The sequence below is a fragment of the Pelomonas dachongensis genome (assembly GCF_043555865.1).
GTDB lineage: Bacteria > Pseudomonadota > Gammaproteobacteria > Burkholderiales > Burkholderiaceae_C > Pelomonas > Pelomonas dachongensis.
On sequence record NZ_JBIGHY010000003.1, the window covers coordinates 153438 to 170166 of the forward strand.

12 protein-coding genes are annotated in these 16729 nt (G+C 69.5%); 9 read left to right on the plus strand and 3 right to left on the minus strand.

Annotated features, from left to right (window positions below; translation table 11 throughout):
• Nucleotides 1–61: 61 nt before the first annotated feature.
• The 7 genes from ACG02S_RS09955 to ACG02S_RS09985 all read left to right on the plus strand — a co-directional run bounded on the left by ACG02S_RS09955 (nt 62) and on the right by ACG02S_RS09985 (nt 10138).
• Nucleotides 62–1993, plus strand: coding sequence for a glycoside hydrolase family 3 protein (locus ACG02S_RS09955; RefSeq protein WP_394470301.1), 1932 nt, complete (start codon nt 62–64; stop codon nt 1991–1993).
• A 30-nt stretch (nt 1994–2023) separates the two neighbouring features.
• Complete coding sequence (locus ACG02S_RS09960; RefSeq protein WP_394470302.1) at nt 2024–3046, plus strand: LacI family DNA-binding transcriptional regulator; 1023 nt, start codon at nt 2024–2026, stop codon at nt 3044–3046.
• Between the two features lie 54 nt (nt 3047–3100).
• Nucleotides 3101–4384, plus strand: a complete 1284-nt coding sequence (locus ACG02S_RS09965) for a tryptophan--tRNA ligase (RefSeq protein WP_394470303.1) — start codon at nt 3101–3103, stop codon at nt 4382–4384.
• Nucleotides 4385–4388: 4 nt separating this feature from the next.
• Nucleotides 4389–4979: an ECF-type sigma factor gene (locus ACG02S_RS09970; RefSeq protein ID WP_394470304.1), complete on the plus strand. Its 591-nt coding sequence runs from the start codon at nt 4389–4391 to the stop codon at nt 4977–4979.
• The gene (locus ACG02S_RS09975) at nt 4979–7756 is read left to right on the plus strand and encodes a serine/threonine-protein kinase (protein ID WP_394470305.1); all 2778 of its coding nucleotides are present in this window, start codon (nt 4979–4981) and stop codon (nt 7754–7756) included. The genes ACG02S_RS09970 and ACG02S_RS09975 overlap by 1 nt, the downstream gene beginning before the upstream one ends.
• 139 nt (nt 7757–7895) lie before the next feature.
• A complete protein-coding gene (locus tag ACG02S_RS09980) occupies nt 7896–9590 on the plus strand; it encodes an AMP-binding protein (RefSeq protein WP_394470306.1) in 1695 nt (564 codons plus the stop codon).
• Between the two features lie 8 nt (nt 9591–9598).
• Nucleotides 9599–10138, plus strand: a complete 540-nt coding sequence (locus tag ACG02S_RS09985) for a hypothetical protein (RefSeq protein ID WP_394470307.1) — start codon at nt 9599–9601, stop codon at nt 10136–10138.
• Here ACG02S_RS09985 and ACG02S_RS09990 read toward each other — a convergent pair.
• Entirely contained in the window at nt 10135–11052 is a 918-nt protein-coding gene (locus ACG02S_RS09990) for a LysR family transcriptional regulator (protein WP_394470308.1), read from the minus strand. The two genes, ACG02S_RS09985 and ACG02S_RS09990, sit on opposite strands and share 4 nt — an antisense overlap.
• 163 nt (nt 11053–11215) lie before the next feature.
• Between ACG02S_RS09990 and ACG02S_RS09995 the strand changes: the two genes are divergently transcribed.
• Nucleotides 11216–13390, plus strand: coding sequence for a malate synthase G (locus ACG02S_RS09995; RefSeq protein WP_394470309.1), 2175 nt, complete (start codon nt 11216–11218; stop codon nt 13388–13390).
• A 21-nt stretch (nt 13391–13411) separates the two neighbouring features.
• A complete protein-coding gene (locus tag ACG02S_RS10000) occupies nt 13412–13918 on the plus strand; it encodes a hypothetical protein (protein ID WP_394470310.1) in 507 nt (168 codons plus the stop codon).
• A gap of 166 nt (nt 13919–14084) precedes the next feature.
• Here the strand turns inward: ACG02S_RS10000 and ACG02S_RS10005 are convergent, their stop codons facing one another.
• On the minus strand, nt 14085–15260 hold the full coding sequence (locus ACG02S_RS10005) for a 2OG-Fe(II) oxygenase (protein WP_394470311.1): 1176 nt from the start codon (nt 15258–15260) through the stop codon (nt 14085–14087).
• A 28-nt stretch (nt 15261–15288) separates the two neighbouring features.
• Entirely contained in the window at nt 15289–16686 is a 1398-nt protein-coding gene (locus ACG02S_RS10010; RefSeq protein WP_394470312.1) for a putative 2OG-Fe(II) oxygenase, read from the minus strand.
• Nucleotides 16687–16729 lie beyond the last annotated feature (43 nt).

Consider the following 16729-nt stretch of genomic DNA (forward strand, 5'->3'; position numbering starts at 1 on the left):
CAGGGGTTGACGTTTTTTTGCTTCAGCCACTACCGTCGCGCTCCCGAAGAAAGCAAAAGCCATGAGACAAGCTCCCCTCTCCATCGCCACCGCCCTGCTGCTGGCTACCGCCGGCAGCCAGGCATCCGGAACCGATTCCATCGTGCAGGCCTGGCCCACCCGCCAGCCGCAGCGCGATGCAGCGCTGGAAGCGCGCGTAGAGGCCGCGCTGAAGACCTTGAGCCTGCGCCAGAAGGTCGGCCAGATCGTGCAGCCCGAGATCCGCGCGATCACGCCGGCCGAGGTGCGCGAGTACGCCATCGGCACCGTGCTGAACGGCGGTGGCGGCTGGCCCGGCGACGACCGCGCGGCCTCGCCGGCGCAGTGGAAGGCGTTGTCCGAGCAGTTCCAGGCCGCCGCGCTGCAGGCCACGCCGGGCATCCCGCTGATCTGGGGCACCGACGCCGTCCACGGCCACAACAATGTGCGCGGCGCCACGCTGTTCCCGCACAACATCGGTCTGGGCGCAACGCGCAACGCCGACCTCGTGCGCGACATCGGCCGCGCCACGGCCCGTGCAGTGCGCGCGTCGGGCCTGCACTGGACCTTCGCACCCACGCTGGCCGTCGTGCAGGACGTGCGCTGGGGCCGCACCTACGAGAGCTTCGGCAGCGACCCGGCACTGGTGCGCCAGCTGGGCCGCGCCGCCGTGGAAGGCCTGCAGGATGGCCTGAAGGACGGCCGCGGCGTGCTGGCCACCGCGAAGCACTACGTCGCCGACGGCGGCACACGCCGCGGCATCGACCAGGGCGTCGCGCAGGCAACACCCACCGAGCTGGCCCAGGTGCACGGCGCCGGCTACCTCGGCGCGCTGGACGCCGGCGTGCTGACTGTGATGGCCTCCTTCAGCAGCTGGACCGACACGGCGGCCTATGTTGAGCACGGAAAGATGCACGGCAACCCGACGCTGCTGACCGGCGTGCTGAAGGAGCGCCTGGCCTTCGACGGCCTGGTGGTGAGCGACTGGGACGGCGTGGGCCAGGTGCCCGGCTGCAAGAACGAGGACTGCCCGGCGGCCATCAATGCCGGCATCGACGTCGTCATGGTGCCGTTCCACTGGAAAGCCTTCTTCGACAACACCGTGCGCGCCGTGGAACAAGGCCGCATCCCCACGGCCCGGCTGGACGACGCGGTGCGCCGCATCCTGCGCGTGAAGTTCAGCATGGCGATTCCGTCTGCCGTACCAGCCACCGTGGAGGCGTTGCAAGCGCCCGCGCTGGCGCGCCGCGCGGTGCGCGAGTCGCTGGTGCTGCTGAAGCACAAGCCGGGGCTGCTGCCGCTGAAGCGCACGGCGCGCGTGCTGGTGGTTGGTGCGGCGGCGGACAGCATGGCCCAGCAGGCCGGCGGCTGGAGCGTCAGCTGGCAGGCGCGCGACGCCAGCAACGCCGACTTCCCGCAGGGCACCACGCTGCTGGTCGCGCTGCGCCAGCGGCTGGGCGACGCGCAGGTCACGTTCGACGTGGACGGCAGCAGGCACGACCCGGCCCGCTTCGACGCCGTGGTGGCCGTCATCGGCGAGGCACCCTATGCCGAGGGCGAGGGCGACATCCGCGTCACCGAGAACCTGCGCCACAGCAAGCGCTACCCGCAAGACCTGGCGGTGCTGCACAAGGTCGCCGGCCGCGGCGCGCCGGTCATCACGCTGCTGTACTCGGGCCGGCCGCTGTACGTGAACGACCTGCTCAACCGCAGCGACGCCTTCGTCGCCGCGTGGCTGCCCGGCACCGAGGGCGCGGGCCTGGTGGACGCGCTGGTCGCACCGGACGCCGGCAACACCTGGCCCGGCTTCACGGGCCGGCTGTCGTTCCCGTGGCCATCGAGTGCGTGCCAGTTCAGCGTGCACGCCACCCAGCCGCAGTGGCCGGTCGGCGGCGGGCTCAGCGGCAAGGAAACCCGCGCCGTCATCCTGCCGCTGCCCGACCCGGCCGACCCGCAGCCCCTGTGCCCCCTGTGATCCAATCCGCGCCGCAGATCTAGGGGGCGCATGGCAACGATCAAGGATGTGGCGCGGCTGGCCGGCGTGGGGGTGGGCACCGCGTCGCGCGTCATCAGCGGAAACGGTTCCGTCGCACCCGCCACGGCCGAACGTGTGCGCAAGGTCATCGCGCAGCTGAAGTTCCGCCCCTCGCATGCGGCGCGCACGCTGGGCGCCGGCTCCTCCAAGCTGATCGGCGTCTACATCCCGTTCCTGCGCGGCACGTTCTACACGCCGATCCTGCGCGTCATCGACACGGTGCTGCGCGGCCAGGGCTTGCACATGGTGGTGGCGTTCGGCGAGGGCATCGAGGACGAGCGCGTCGAGACCACCGACGGCATCCGCTTCCTGCTGGACCGCGACTGCGACGGCCTCATCGTGCTGTCCAACGCCATCCAGGACGAGGACATCAAGGCGCTGGGACCCGCGCAGAAGCAGGTCGTCGTGCTGAACCGCAACTTCGACCGCATCAAGGACCAGTGCTTCATGGCCGACCACGTGCAGGGCGGCGTGCAGGCCGCGCGCGCGCTGCTGCAGCACAAGCACAAGGATATCGCGGTCGTGTCCGGCCCCACCACCTCGCCCGACAACGTCGCCCGCCTCGCCGGCTTCATGGGCGAGCTGGCCGCGCGCGGGCTGGACATGGGCAAGGTCGTCACCGTACCCGGCGACTTCTCCAACCAAGCCGGCTGGGACGCCGCCGAGACGCTGCTGGCGCTCAAGAAGCGCCCCACCGCGGTCTTCTGCGCCAACGACGAGATGGCGATCGGGCTGCTGTCCCATTGCCAGGAACGCGGCGTGTCGGTGCCGCACGAGGTTTCGGTGCTGGGCTATGACGACTCTCCCAGCGCCGAATTCGCAGCGCCCCGGCTGACCTCGGTGCACATCCCCAGCCGCGACGTGGCACTCGCCGGCCTGCACTGGCTGCTGAACCGCTGCTACGACACGGACCTGCCCGTCTCGCGGCAGTTCGACATCTCGGTCGCCTGGCGCGCCTCGGTCGCCGCCCCGCCATCCCGCAAACGCAGCTGAAGCCACCCGGCCGGCAGAGGCCACAATCCGGTTTGGTTACTTTTCACCAAATCCATGCCCCACCGCGTCCTGACCGGCATCACCACCACCGGCACCCTGCATCTCGGCAATTACGTCGGCGCCATCCGGCCGGCGGTGGCGGCCAGTCGCGCGCCCGGCGTGGAGAGCTTCTTCTTCATGGCCGACTTCCACGCGCTGATCAAGTGCGACGAGCCGGACCGCATCGCGCGCTCCAGCCGCGCCATAGCCGCGACGTGGGTGGCCGCGGGCCTGGACACCGACCGCGTGACGCTCTACCGCCAGAGCGACATTCCCGAGATCCCCGAGCTGACCTGGCTGCTGACCTGCGTGACGGCCAAGGGCCAGATGAACCGCGCCCACGCCTATAAGGCCGCGGTGGACGCCGCCGTCGCCGCCGGTGAAGACCCCGACGCCAACGTCAGCATGGGCCTGTTCAGCTACCCGGTGCTGATGGCCGCCGACATCCTGATGTTCAACGCGCACCAGGTGCCGGTGGGCAAGGACCAGGTGCAGCACATCGAGATGGCGCGCGACGTCGCCCAGCGCTTCAACCACCTGTTCGGCCAGGGGCGGGAGTTCTTCGTGCTGCCAGAGGCCGTGACCGACGCCGAGATGGAGCTGCTGCCCGGCCTGGATGGCCGCAAGATGAGCAAGAGCTACGACAACGTCATCCCGCTGTTCGAGGGCGGCGCCAAGGCGCTGAAGGACGCGGTTGCGCGCATCGTCACCGACAGCAAGCTGCCCGGCGAGCCCAAGGACCCCGAGGGGCAGGCGCTCGTGGCCCTCCACGATGCCTTCGCCACGCCGGAGCAGCGCGCCGCCTTCCGCACTGCGCTGCGCGAGGGCCTCGGCTGGGGAGAGGCCAAGCAGCATCTGGTCAACCTCATCGAAGCTCAGATCGGCCCCATGCGCGCCCGCTACGACGCGCTGATGGCCAACCCGGCCGAGCTGGAAGCCATCCTGCAGGCCGGCGCCGCCAAGGCGCGCGCCATTGCCGTCCCCTTCCTGAAGCAGCTGCGCGAGGCCGTGGGCCTTCGCCCCTACACGGCCACCGCGACGACCGCGCAGGCCAAGGTGGAGAAGGCCGCGCTGCCGCTGTTCAAGCAATACCGCGAAGCCGACGGCAAGTTCTACTTCAAGCTGCTGTCGGCCGACGGCACGCTGCTGCTGCAAAGCACCGCCTTCGACCAGGGCCGCGATGCCGGCCAGTGGGTGGCACGGCTCAAGCGCGAGGGGCTGGTGGCCGACGCGCCGGTGACGCGCGAAGCCGCTGACGCCGACATCGCCGCCGCGCTGGCCGCCTTCCAGGGCGAGTGATGCAATGACAGCACCGGCCATCACAGAGCTGCTCGCCGGCACGGCACGCGGGGACGCCGCGTCGCTGCAGCAGCTTTATGCAGCGCTGTACCCCGAGATCAAGCGGGTGGCGCGCGTGCGCCTGGCGCAGAGCGGACCCAATGGCCGCATGGCCGGGCTGGACACGACCGCTCTGGTGCACGAGGGCTTCCTGCGCATGGCCGACCAGCAGGGCCTGCAGGGCGAATCGCGGGGCCAGTTCTTCGCCTACGTGGGCCAGGTCTTGCGCTCGGTCGTCATCGACCACCTGCGCACCGAGGGCCGCGACAAGCGCGGGGGCGACGCCATCATGGTGACGCTGTCCGCCGCCACCGACGTGGCCGCCGTGCAGACCCAGGCCGTGGACCTGATCGGCCTGGACCAGGCGCTGCTGCGGCTGCGCGCCATCGACACCGGCCTGTACGAGCTGATCGAGATGATCGGCTTCGCGGGGCTGTCCATCGCCGAGGTAGCAGAGCTGCGCGGACTGTCCACGCGCACCATCAACCGCGAGCTGCTGAAGGCGCGCGCACTGCTGCAGGAACTGCTGGGCGACCCGCCCACCACCGTCTACTGATGGATCGCCTGCCGGCCCAGGACTGGCAGCGCCTGTCCGCCCTTTTCGACGAGCTGGCCGACCTGCCCACCGGCGAGCGCGAGGCGCGGCTGGCCGCGCTGCAGCCACCCGAGCTGGTGGCGCGGCTGCGCCGCATGCTGGCCTCGCTGCCGGATGAGGACTCCACGGTGCTGGTCGGCCCGATCGGTTTCGAGGCGCAGCTGGCGCAGGCGCTGGGACATGGCCCCGGGCAGGAGGCGCACGCCGCGCAGCCCGGCGACCGCTTCGGCGCTTGGTGCCTGGCCGAGCTGCTGGGCGAAGGCGGCATGGGCCAGGTCTGGCGCGCGGAGCGGGCCGATGGCCTGTACCAGGGAGAGGCCGCCATCAAGCTGCTGCGCGAGGACCTCGCCGGTCCCGGCCTGGCCGCGCGCTTCGCCCGCGAGCGCGCGCTGCTGGGGCGGCTGACCCACCCCGGCATCGCGCGGCTGCTGGACGCCGGCGAGCAGGACGGCCGCGCCTTCCTGGTGCTGGAACACGTGTCCGGCAAGTCGCTGTCTGACCATGTGCGCGCACAGGACCTGAACCTGGCCGCCCGCGTGCGGCTGCTGGTGGAGGTGGCGCGCGCGGTGGAGCACGCGCATGCGCAGCTCATCGTGCACCGCGACCTCAAGCCCAGCAACGTGATGGTCGACGACACCGGCCAGACAAAGCTGCTGGACTTCGGCATCGCCGGTCTGCTGGACGACTCGGGCCAGCAGGCCGACAGCCAACTCACGCTGGTGTCGGGCCGCCGGCTGACCCCGGCCTACGCAGCGCCCGAGCAGATCCTGGGCGAACCCATCGGCGTTGCCACCGACATCTACTCGCTGGGCGTCATGCTGTACGAGCTGGCCAGCGGCCGGCTGCCGTTCGGTAACCGCGGCGCCAGCCGCACGGCGGTGGAGCACGCGGTGCTGCACGGCGAGGCACGCCGCATCACGCGCTCGCTGGGCGCGGCTGAGCCTGGCGGGCCGAGCGAGTCCGGCCCTGGCCGTGCCGCCGACGCCGCGCGCGCCGCGGGCGACCTGGAGGCCGTGGCCGCCAAGGCGCTGCGCAGGAACCCGGCTGAACGCTACGCCAGCGTGGGCGCCTTCATCAACGACCTGCAGCGCTGGCTGAACCAGCGCCCGGTCAGCGTGCGCTCGGAGGACTGGCGCCACCGCACCCGCCTCTGGCTGCGCCGCAACGCCGCGCTGGCGAGTGGCGGCGCGCTGGTGCTCGCCGCGCTGAGCCTGGGCCTGGGCGTGAGCCTGTGGCAGCGCAACGAGGCGCAAGCCTCGGCACGCCAGAGCGAGGAAGTCACGCGCTACCTGACGGAGCTGCTCGCCTCGGCCAACCCGGACAAGCACGGCGGCCACATCCCCACGATCTTCGAGGTGCTGGAGAAGAGCCGCGCGGACCTGCAGCGGCGCTTCGCTGGCGACGACCTGACCTACATCCGCGTGCTGGAGGTGCTGGTCGCGACGTACTCGGACATGAACCGGCACGACATCGCGATCCCGTTGGCCAAGGATCTGATCACCGTCAGCGCGCGCCACTGGGGCGATGACGCCGAGCCGACGCTGATCGCGCGGCTGCAGCTGGCGCGCATCTACACGGCGTTGAGCTCGCCGCTGCAGGTCATCGCGCTGTGCGAGCCCATGCTGCCGGCGTTCGCGGCGGCGCGCGAGGGCACGGAGCTGAACGACCAGTACGAGAGCATGCTGTACCAGCTCATCGTCGCCTACGCGGGTGTGGCGCGCATCGACGATGCGATGGCGACGCACGCCAAGGCCTGGCCGCTGGTGCAGCGGCTCTACAAGCCCAGCGAGTACGAGTACGTCTACTACAACAGCTACCTTTTCCAGGTGCGCCTGGCCGAGGGCAGGCTGCTGGACGCCGAGAAGACCATCGCGGCCACCCAGTCGTCGTGGGCCACCGCGCCGCCGCACCGCGCCCGCTTCGTGCACCGCCAACGCATGCACCTGTGGGGCATGGAAGCTAGGCTGGGCCGGCCCGGAGGCAGCATTGAGAACGCCCGCGCGCTCATCGCCGACATCGACGCACTGATGGGGCCTGGCAATTCCAGCAGCCAGCGCATGCGTGCCGACCTTGCCCGCCACTTCGTCGAGCTGGGCCGCTACGCCGAGGCCGTGCAGGTCTATGCGGAGCAGGAACGCCGGCTGCCGCCCGAGGCCGCCGAGCACCCCACGCTGCGCCTGCCGCGCGAGAGCGCCGCACTGCTGGCACGCGCGCTGGCCGAGCCCGAGCGCAGCGCCGAGTGGCTGCGCAAGGCGCGGCGCGTGGCCGACGAGCTCGCGAGCAGTCCCGACATCTCGGGCCCGCCGCGGGCCGAGGCCAGCCTGGCCGTCGTGCGCGCGAGCCTGCGGCTGGGCGACCTCGCGCTGGCCGAGCGCACGCTGGCGCCACTGCAGGATCTGCAGGCCCAGCCGTGGCTGGCGGCGCACGCCCAGTTGCGCAGCCGCATCGCGCAGATGCAGGGTGAACTGGCACGCGCACGCGGACAGCGCGAGGCCAGCGTGCCGGCACTGCGCCAGCGGGTGCAGTTGCTGGACGGACTGCAGCAGCCTCAGGGCCTGCCGCACTGGCGCGCGCAGCTGGACCTGGCGGCCAGTCTGCTCGGCACGCCCGAAGCAGCCGAAGCCCTGCGACGCGCCGACACCCTGCGCCCGGACTGGCTGACCGAGCATCCGCTGGACACGCTGCGCGCCGAGCTGGGCCGCGGCCAGTGGCGCCCGCTCTGGGCCGGCCAGCTGTAACGCGGAAGTCGAGCGGAAGTGACGCGAAAGTAGAGCGGGCGCTCTACAGCAAATCACGTTTCAGCGTGTTTACCCGTAGCAGTGCACCGCCGGGGGGCAGTTAACTTGACGGGTCCGAAAAAAATTGAGGAGACCGCCCATGGCCACCATCGCCGCCGACCAGCTCGCCCTGCAGCGCCTGTACCACTGGGAGCGCACGGCCGGCAGCCGCGTCACGCTGACGCAACCCATGGGCGGCGCCGGGTTGCAGGACTTCACCTGGGCGCAGGTGGGCGACCAGGTGCGCCGCATGGCTGCATTCCTGAAGGCCAGAGGCGCCGCCGAAGGCTGGCCGGCCGACGCCAAGGTTGCCATCCTGTCCAAGAACTGCGCGTGGTGGCTGATGAGCGACCTCGCCATCTGGATGGCCGGTTATGTTTCGGTGCCGCTGTACCCGACGCTGGCGCCCGAGACCATCACGCAGATCCTCACGCACAGCGAAGCGCGCTTCGTCTTCATCGGCAAGCTGGACGGCTGGGATGGCATGAAGCCCGGCGTGCCGGCCGGCCTGCCCGGCGCCAGCTATGCGCTGTCGCCCGACGACGCGAAGCAGTGCTACGAAGGCTGGGACGCGATCTGCGCTCGCACCGCGCCAATGCAGGGCGAGGTGACGCGCGGCGCCGATGAGCTGTGCACCCTCATCTACACCTCCGGCACCACCGGCCTGCCCAAGGGCGTGATGCACACCTTTGGCGCGTTTGCATGGGCGGTGGATGCCGGCCTCAGGCGCATCCCGATGGCGGGTTCGGATCGCATGCTGTCCTACCTGCCGCTGGCGCACGTGGTGGAGCGCACGCTGGTGGAACACGGCTGGCTCGCGCGCGGCATCCGGGTGTACTTCGCCGAATCGCTGGACACCTTCACGGCCGACCTGCAGCGGGCGCTGCCGACGGTCTTCTTCTCAGTGCCGCGGCTGTGGGTCAAGTTCCAGCAGGGCGTGCAGGCCAAGATGCCGCAGCACAAGCTCAACAAGCTGCTGCGCCTGCCGATCATCGGTGGGCTGGTGCGCAGGAAGGTGCTCAAGGCACTGGGCCTGAACGAATGCAAGTTCGCCGCGGGCGGCGCCGCGCCCATGCCGGTGGCGCTGCTGGAGTGGTATGCAGCGCTGGGCCTGCACATCAACGAGGGCTACGGCATGACCGAGAACCTGGCCCTGTCCCATCTGACCCTGCCCGGCAAGACTCAACACGGCACCGTGGGCCCGGCCTACGAGGGCGTACAGGTGCGCATCGCTCCCGACAGCGGCGAGCTGCAGATGCGCAGCCCTGCGCTGATGCTGGGCTACTACAAGGCGCCCGAGCAGACCCAAGACGCCTTCACCGAAGACGGCTGGCTGCGCACCGGCGACAAAGCCAGCCAGGACGCCGACGGCTGCGTGCGCATCACCGGCCGCGTGAAGGACTTGTTCAAGACCAGCAAGGGCAAGTACGTGGCGCCCGCACCCATCGAGGACAAGCTGGGCATGAACCCCAACATCGAGGCCTGCTGCGTGGCCGGCGCCAACCTGAACCAGCCGCTGGGCATCGCGATGCTGTCACCGCAAGGCCTGGCGCGCGCCGGTAGCGACGCTGCCGGACTGCAGGCCGAGCTGGCCGCGCATCTGGAAGACGTCAACGCCAAGCTGGACCCACACGAACAGCTCGACACGCTGGTACTCATCAAGACACCCTGGACCGTGGACAACGGCTTCATCACGCCGACCTTCAAGGTCAAGCGCAACCGCATCGAGGAGGTCTACGCGGGCCAGTTTGATGCGTGGGCGGGCAAGCGTGCGAAGGTGCAATTCGGGGATTGATGCGGGCCATGGACAAGAAAGAAATACAGGCAGAAGTGACCCGCCGCCTGGCGCAGGAGAACAGCAAGACATCGACGTTCAAGGCCCTGAAAGGCAAGGGCGTGCGGGATGCGGTGCTGGCGAACATGATTGCGTCCTATGCCGAGCCGGCGCGGGTCGAAGCCCACACACTGGCCGTCAAGATCCTTGTCGGCATCAGCTGGCTGCAATTGGTGCTGGCCGTGATGGTGGTGCTGATGCTCGGCGTTTCCTTCGGCTGGCTGATGGCGCTGGTGCTCACCGCAGCCACGGGCGCGTTTTGCTACCTGTTCGTGTGGGGTTTCAAGAACCACAAGGCCGGGGTGTACAACGCATGGCTCTTCCTGACAGTCATCAATTTCCATCGGCACTTCAAGGATTTCGCGGAAGCGCCCACGATGAACACGATCTTGCTGCTCCTCAACATCGGCCTGCTCGGTTTCATCTTCTACTTGCGATCCAAGCTGTTTCCGGACATGGTGCTCGTCGGCCCCATGAAGGTCCGCGGCGAGTACAGGTTTTCCAGCTAGCCGCGCCAGTAGTCGGCACGCCCGTAGTGCGCACGCAAATGCTCCACCCACAATCGCACCCGCAACGGCAGGTGGCGTGACTGCGGGAACACCGCGTAGATGCCGTTGGGCGGCGCCGCAAACTCGTCCAGCACGCTGACCAGCCGGCCGGCCGCGAGGTCGGCCTCCACCTCCCAGGTGGAGCGCCAGGCCAGGCCCAGGCCGGCCACGCACCAGTCGTGAAGCACCTGGCCGTCACTGCAGTCCAGCCGGCCGTTCATGCGGGTTTCAGGCCGCAGGTGCTGGACGGTGCCATCGATCTGGAACGCCCAGCCGCGCGTCTGGCTGGCTTCGGAGCTGAGCGTCAGGCAGGCGTGCCGCGCCAGCTCGTCCGGGTGTTTCGGCGTGCCGGCGCGCTTCAGGTAAGCGGGCGACCCGACGCACAGCCGCCGGTTGTCGGCCAGCCGCGTGCTGACGAGGCTTGAGTCCGGCAGGTCGCCCACGCGCACGGCGCAGTCGAAACCCTCGTGCACGATGTCCACGACGCGGTCGCTGAGATTCAAGGACAGACTCAGTTCCGCGTGCTCGGCCAGGAAGCCCGGCACCAGCGGCGCCACGTGGCGGCGACCGAAGCCGGCTGGCGCCGTCACGCGCAGGTGGCCACTGGCCTTCAACCCGCCGGCACTGACAGCGGCTTCCGCGTCGGCCAGTTGCGCGATAAGGCGCTGGCAGTCCTCCAGGAAGGCTTGGCCCTCCGGCGTCAGCGTCAGTCGCCGCGTCGTGCGCAACATCAGCTTCACGCCCAGCCGCGCCTCCAGCGCATCCATGCGCCGGCCCATGACCGCGGGGGCGACGCCCTCGGCCTGCGCCGCCGCAGTGAGGCTTCCCTTGGCCGCGACCAGCGCGAAGGACTCGATCTGCTTGAGCTTGTCCATGCCGCGATTGTGCTGACGTGACGATGCAAAAGCGATGGCGAACCCCAGCAGCTTTGCGTTTTAGTCACAGATACCCTGCGTGCACTGCAGCAAATAAGGGCTCGCGCGGCGGCAAGATGCAGGGCAATCTTTCAACGTCGTCCGCACCTCCCTGGAGATCGCCATGCCCCGCACCACGCGCCACCGCCTGCAGGTCGATGCCGACCTGGCCCGCTTCATCGACACTGAGGTGCTGCCCGGCACCGGCATAGCGCCCGACGCCTTCTGGGCCGGCTTCTCGGCCATCGCGCACGAGCTGGCACCCAAGAACCGTGCGCTGCTGGCCGAGCGCGACCGGCTGCAAGCCGAGCTGGATGCGTGGCACGAGGCTCACCCCGGCCCTATCGCTGACATGCCGGCCTACCGCGCGTTCCTGACCCGCATCGGCTACCTCGTCGACGTGCCGGCCACCGTGAAGGCCACGACCGCCAGCGTCGATGCCGAGCTGGCGCTGCAGGCCGGCCCGCAGCTGGTGGTGCCGATCCTGAACGCCCGCTACGCGCTGAACGCGGCCAATGCGCGCTGGGGCTCGCTGTATGACGCGCTGTACGGCACCGATGCCATTCCCGAGACCGACGGCGCCACGCGGGCCGGCGGCTACAACGCGGTGCGCGGCGCCAAGGTCATCGCCTTCGCCCGCCAGGTGCTGGACCAGGCCGCACCGCTGGCCTCGGGCTCGCATGCCGATGCGACCGGCTACCGCATCGCGAACGGCCAGCTCGTCGTCACGCTCGCTTCGGGCACGACCGGCCTGAAGGACCCCGCCGCCTTCGCCGGCTACCAGGGCGACGCCGCCGCGCCGACCAGCGTGCTGCTGGTCCACCACGGCCTGCACCTGGACATCCGCATCGACCGCAGCACGGCCATCGGCGCCAGTGACGCGGCCGGCGTGGCCGATGTGGTGCTGGAGTCGGCGCTGTCCACCATCCTGGATCTGGAAGACTCCGTCGCCGCAGTCGACGCCGAGGACAAGCTGCTGGCCTACCGCAACTGGCTGGGCATCCAGCTCGGCACGCTGACCGAGGAAGTCGCCAAGGGCGGCACCACCTTCACGCGCCGCCTGAACGCCGACCGCGTCTACAGCGCGCCGAACGGCGGCACCGTCACGCTGCACGGCCGCTCGCTGATGTTCGTGCGCAATGTGGGCCACCTGATGACCAACCCGGCCATGCTGCTGGACGACGGCGGCGAGATCCCTGAGGGCATCATGGACGCGGTCGTCACGACGACCATCGCGATGCATGACCTGAAGCGCCGCGGCAACTCGCGCACGGGCAGCGTCTACATCGTGAAGCCCAAGATGCACGGTCCGTCCGAGGTAGCCTTCGCCGCCGAGCTGTTCACGCGCGTGGAGCAGCTGCTGGGCCTGCGCGACAGTACCGTCAAGCTGGGCATCATGGACGAGGAGCGCCGCACGTCGGTCAACCTGCAGGCCTGCATCGCCGCCGCGGCCAGCCGCGTGGCTTTCATCAACACCGGCTTCCTGGACCGCACCGGCGACGAAATGCACACCGCCATGCGCGCCGGCCCCATGCTGCGCAAGGGCGACATGAAGACCAGCGCCTGGATCCAGGCCTACGAGCGCAGCAACGTGCTGACCGGACTTGCCTGCGGCCTGCGCGGCCGCGCCCAGATCGGCAAGGGCATGTGGGCCATGCCCGACCTGATGGCCGCGATGCTGGAGCAAAAGATCGGCCACCCCAAGGCCGGCGCCAACACAGCCTGGGTGCCCTCGCCCACCGCGGCCACGCTGCATGCGCTGCACTACCACCAGGTCAGCGTGAGCGCCGTGCAGCAGGAACTGGAGCAGGTCGACCTCGCCGCCGAGCGAGACGCCATCCTCAACGCACTGCTGACCATTCCCGTCGCCCCCAGCGCCGACTGGACGCCGGAGCAGCGCCAGCAGGAGCTGGACAACAACGTGCAGGGCATCCTCGGCTACGTGGTGCGCTGGGTGGACCAGGGCGTGGGCTGCTCCAAGGTGCCGGACATCAACGGCGTGGGCCTGATGGAAGACCGCGCCACGCTGCGCATCAGCAGCCAGCACATCGCCAACTGGCTGCGCCATGGCGTGGTCACGGCCGAGCAGGTGCGCGAAACCTTCGCGCGCATGGCCCGCGTGGTGGACAGCCAGAACGCCGCCGACCCGGTCTACAAGCCGCTGGCCGACCACCCGCAGGACGCGGCCATGCAGGCGGCGCTGGACCTGGTGTTCAAGGGCGAGGCCCAGCCGAGCGGGTACACCGAGCCGCTGCTGCATGCATGGCGGCTGAGGGTCAAGCAGGAGGCGCGCGGCTGACGAGACTGCTAGGCTGGACGCATGAATCCCGCCTTCCCTCTCAAGTCCGCACTGACGCTCGCACTGGTGGCCTCAGTGGGCGCAGCCAGCGCCCAGGTCGACGGCCTGCAGCGCTGCCGCGCTGTCTCCGACACCCACGCCCGACTGGCCTGCTACGACGCGCTGGCAGACGCGCGCCCGGTGCCCTCTGCGCCGCCCGCGCCACTCGCAGCACCGGCCGCACCGGTGGTTCCCACTCCGGCGGCCACATCCGCGGTCAAGTCGGCCGACACCTTCGGCCTGCCCTTCGCGCGACCCGTTGGAGAACCGCAGACGCTGCAGAGCAGCGTGGACGCCGACTTTGCCGGATGGCGCCCGAACCAGCGCATCAAACTCGCCAACGGACAGATCTGGCAGATCACCGACGGCTCCTCGGTGTCGCTGCCACGTGGTGAGCGCAAGGTGTCGGTGCGGCACGGCATGTTCGGCTCATTCCACCTGGACATCGAGGGTTTGAACACCTCCCCCAAGGTGAAGCGCATCGAGTGAAGCCCGGACTCGCGCCGGCAGCACATCGAACGCAACAGTCAGTCGGTGGTCGGGCTCGCCAAACTGGATTCAGCTCTGACGTGCTGAAGAAGCCAGCGCGGCAAGCGCCGCGTGCACCAGCGCCCACCGGTCGCACCGCTGATGTCTCGCTGGCTGAAACATCGCCTCAGCCGGCATTGCCGGACTGGCTGCGATCGCGCATCCACTTGGACAACAGGTATTTCATACCCTGTGTCGGCGGGCGACCGGCATGCAAAGTCAACGGGTCGATCTGCCCGTCCGGCCTGACGTTGTCCCATGCCAATGCATCGCCCACACCGCCGCGAAACTCCAGCCCGAGTTCCGGGAAGCCGGTTGCACCGCCCTCGAACCCGTCGTTCAGGTAGACCACGCAGGTGGCGACGCGTTGTCCCCAGCGATCCAGGTCGGCGCGCGTTGTCGTGCGCTCCGGGTCGATCCAGTCGCAGTGGGGCAGGTACTGCTGGCCGACCTGGTAGCGCAGCAGCGCAAAACCCTCCCCGTTCTCGACGGGGTGCCCGAGGGCTGCGGCGACACGCAAGTCCAGGCTTTGGACAACGGCATCAGCCTCCAGCAAGCCGAACATTGCAGCCTCGTTCGAGCGGATCGGATCGACCGCTGGCCTGCCGTCAACGCCGGTGATGCGGGCGGGCCGCAACAGCGGCAAGCCCTTCAAAGCCATGTAGATGCACTCGTCCGGCGACAGCAGGCCCGGCCAGGCGACGATGCGCGGATGCTCGTTGCGCACCGCGACCGCCGGCAGGACCCGCTCATGCGGCCAGGCAACGCCACGCAGCACGACGTCCCAATCGAGCGGGAAATGCGGCCTGATCGGTGGCATGCGTTCGATGAACATCCTGGCAATCGACTCGCCACCCGCAGCTGCCCGTTGCAGCAGCGCCCTGCGAGTCTGGCTGTGCTCAGGGACATCAGGCATCAGCATCGCCAGCTGAACGGCCGCACGCGGCTCACCGCCCCGCGCCGCCTGTGAAAGCAGCGACAAGACTTGCCCGAAATCGCGCGCCAGGCCGCCAGCGCCCGCCGCGACAAGTTGCGCATAAAGCGTCATGGCGGGAAGGTACCCGCGCTGTGCCGCGTCGCGCACGCGCTCGACCGCAGCAAGCAAGTCCACCGGCCCCGCCATGCCGAGGAGATCCCAGACACCGAGTTGCAGCAGCGCAGGCAAGTGGGCGGCCTGCGCGGCCTGCTGGAGCAGCGTGCGGGCACTGGCGACATCGCCATCGCGAGTGCGCGCTTGCGCATCCTTGAACAGCCGCGCGGCATGCGCCTCATCAGGGCTGGTTGAAATCGCGGCGATGGTCATATACCCAGTTCGTTGCGTGGCGGTGATGTCAGGCGGGCAGCAGATCGAAGGCGACCGTCAGACGCGGCATCTCGCCGCTGAAGGGTTCGGTGCCATGCCACATGTACGACGGGAAGAGCACCAGACGCCCCGGCTCGGGGCGCGCCCAATGCTCGGCCTCCATGTCCCGACTCACCGGGATCCCGGGTTTGCCGAAACGCAGCCAGCCCTCACGCCCCCCCGCGCCCACGACCGCTGGCAATTCGATATGACAGGCCGTCGACAGCCACCCCTCCTGGTGAACATGGTCGACATGATGCCCGCTCGGCCACAGCCAGACCGACCAGTCGCCCTGAATCCGCACACGACCGGTATTGCGACGACGAACCGCGTCATCCCCTCGCCCCAGTCGCTCAAGATGGCGTCTGATTGGCGCCATCACTGACTCCGCCAGCGCGGACAAGGCCGGTGTATTGCGAGAAAGTAGATGGGGCAGTTGGCTGCCACCACGCACGGAGTGCCCGAAGGGGTGGGCACGAAACGGATGCGCGGCCCTCAACTCGTTCGCGACGTCGGCCACATAGGCCTCCAGACTGTCCCAGCCTGAGGGCACCCCAAGCGGATAGGACGCCACCAAGCGCTCATAGTCGTACAACTCACGATAGCGCGCATCGCCCATCAGCCGCCAAGCCGTCGCCTGCAACGCGATCGCGTGCTGGTTCATCGGCTGGGCCGCGACCAGATGGCCTGCGGCCTCGCTGGCGCCCGGCCCGTCACCCACCGCCAGACGTGCCCGCGTCAGCGCCTCGACGGCGCCGAAGTCGCCCGGCGCCGTCTGCAGGCAGGCTTCGGCCAACGACAGCGCCGCGTGGGGCCTTCCCAACAAAGCCTCGAGATGCGCCGCGTAGGCCAGCGCCGCCGGCGGACAACCAGCTCGCGCAACCAAAGGTTCCAAGGACGCACGCGCGCCTTGCTCATCGCCCATCATTTCCAGGGCCTGCGCCTTGACAAACGCAAGCATCGGATCGGCGTCAGCACGTTCTTCAGCCTGACGCAGCCCGCGCAGCGCCTGCGCTGTGTCGCCGCTGGACATCCAGGCCAGCTGGGCGGCCTCGAACTGGGCCGCCAGCAGATTCGGGCGCAGCGCGAGCGCCCTGCGGTAGCTTTCAGCGGCGGACACAAGGTCGAGCAGCCCCAGCTCGGAGCGCGCCCGTACCAGCCAGGTTTCGGGCGCATCCAGCCCGGCGTCCAGCGCAGCCTTTGCAAAAACCAGCGCCTCGTCGTGACGGCCGAGATCTCCGAGCGCAGCCGCCAGGTTGTGTTGCGCCACGGGCTCGGCAGGGAATCGCTCTTGTGCTTGGCGATACAAGTTCAATGCCTGCGCGGTCTGCCCGCTGGCCTTCAGCCGGCCGGCTTGCCGCAACAGGTCCATCAGTGTCGGTTGCATGGCGTCACCACTGCGCTCCAGATCGCCGCTCGCTGCGTCGCTT

What these genes read in the sequence shown, in the direction of transcription:
- ACG02S_RS09995 (WP_394470309.1), top strand. Translation starts at nt 11,216, where the DNA reads ATGCCCCGCACCACGCGCCACCGCCTGCAGGTCGATGCCGACCTGGCC.
- ACG02S_RS09970 (WP_394470304.1), top strand. Translation starts at nt 4,389, where the DNA reads ATGACAGCACCGGCCATCACAGAGCTGCTCGCCGGCACGGCACGCGGG.
- ACG02S_RS09955 (WP_394470301.1), top strand. Translation starts at nt 62, where the DNA reads ATGAGACAAGCTCCCCTCTCCATCGCCACCGCCCTGCTGCTGGCTACC.
- ACG02S_RS10000 (WP_394470310.1), top strand. Translation starts at nt 13,412, where the DNA reads ATGAATCCCGCCTTCCCTCTCAAGTCCGCACTGACGCTCGCACTGGTG.
- ACG02S_RS09975 (WP_394470305.1), top strand. Translation starts at nt 4,979, where the DNA reads ATGGATCGCCTGCCGGCCCAGGACTGGCAGCGCCTGTCCGCCCTTTTC.
- ACG02S_RS10005 (WP_394470311.1), bottom strand. Translation starts at nt 15,260, where the DNA reads ATGACCATCGCCGCGATTTCAACCAGCCCTGATGAGGCGCATGCCGCG.
- ACG02S_RS10010 (WP_394470312.1), bottom strand. Translation starts at nt 16,686, where the DNA reads ATGCAACCGACACTGATGGACCTGTTGCGGCAAGCCGGCCGGCTGAAG.
- ACG02S_RS09965 (WP_394470303.1), top strand. Translation starts at nt 3,101, where the DNA reads ATGCCCCACCGCGTCCTGACCGGCATCACCACCACCGGCACCCTGCAT.
- ACG02S_RS09960 (WP_394470302.1), top strand. Translation starts at nt 2,024, where the DNA reads ATGGCAACGATCAAGGATGTGGCGCGGCTGGCCGGCGTGGGGGTGGGC.
- ACG02S_RS09990 (WP_394470308.1), bottom strand. Translation starts at nt 11,052, where the DNA reads ATGGACAAGCTCAAGCAGATCGAGTCCTTCGCGCTGGTCGCGGCCAAG.
- ACG02S_RS09985 (WP_394470307.1), top strand. Translation starts at nt 9,599, where the DNA reads ATGGACAAGAAAGAAATACAGGCAGAAGTGACCCGCCGCCTGGCGCAG.
- ACG02S_RS09980 (WP_394470306.1), top strand. Translation starts at nt 7,896, where the DNA reads ATGGCCACCATCGCCGCCGACCAGCTCGCCCTGCAGCGCCTGTACCAC.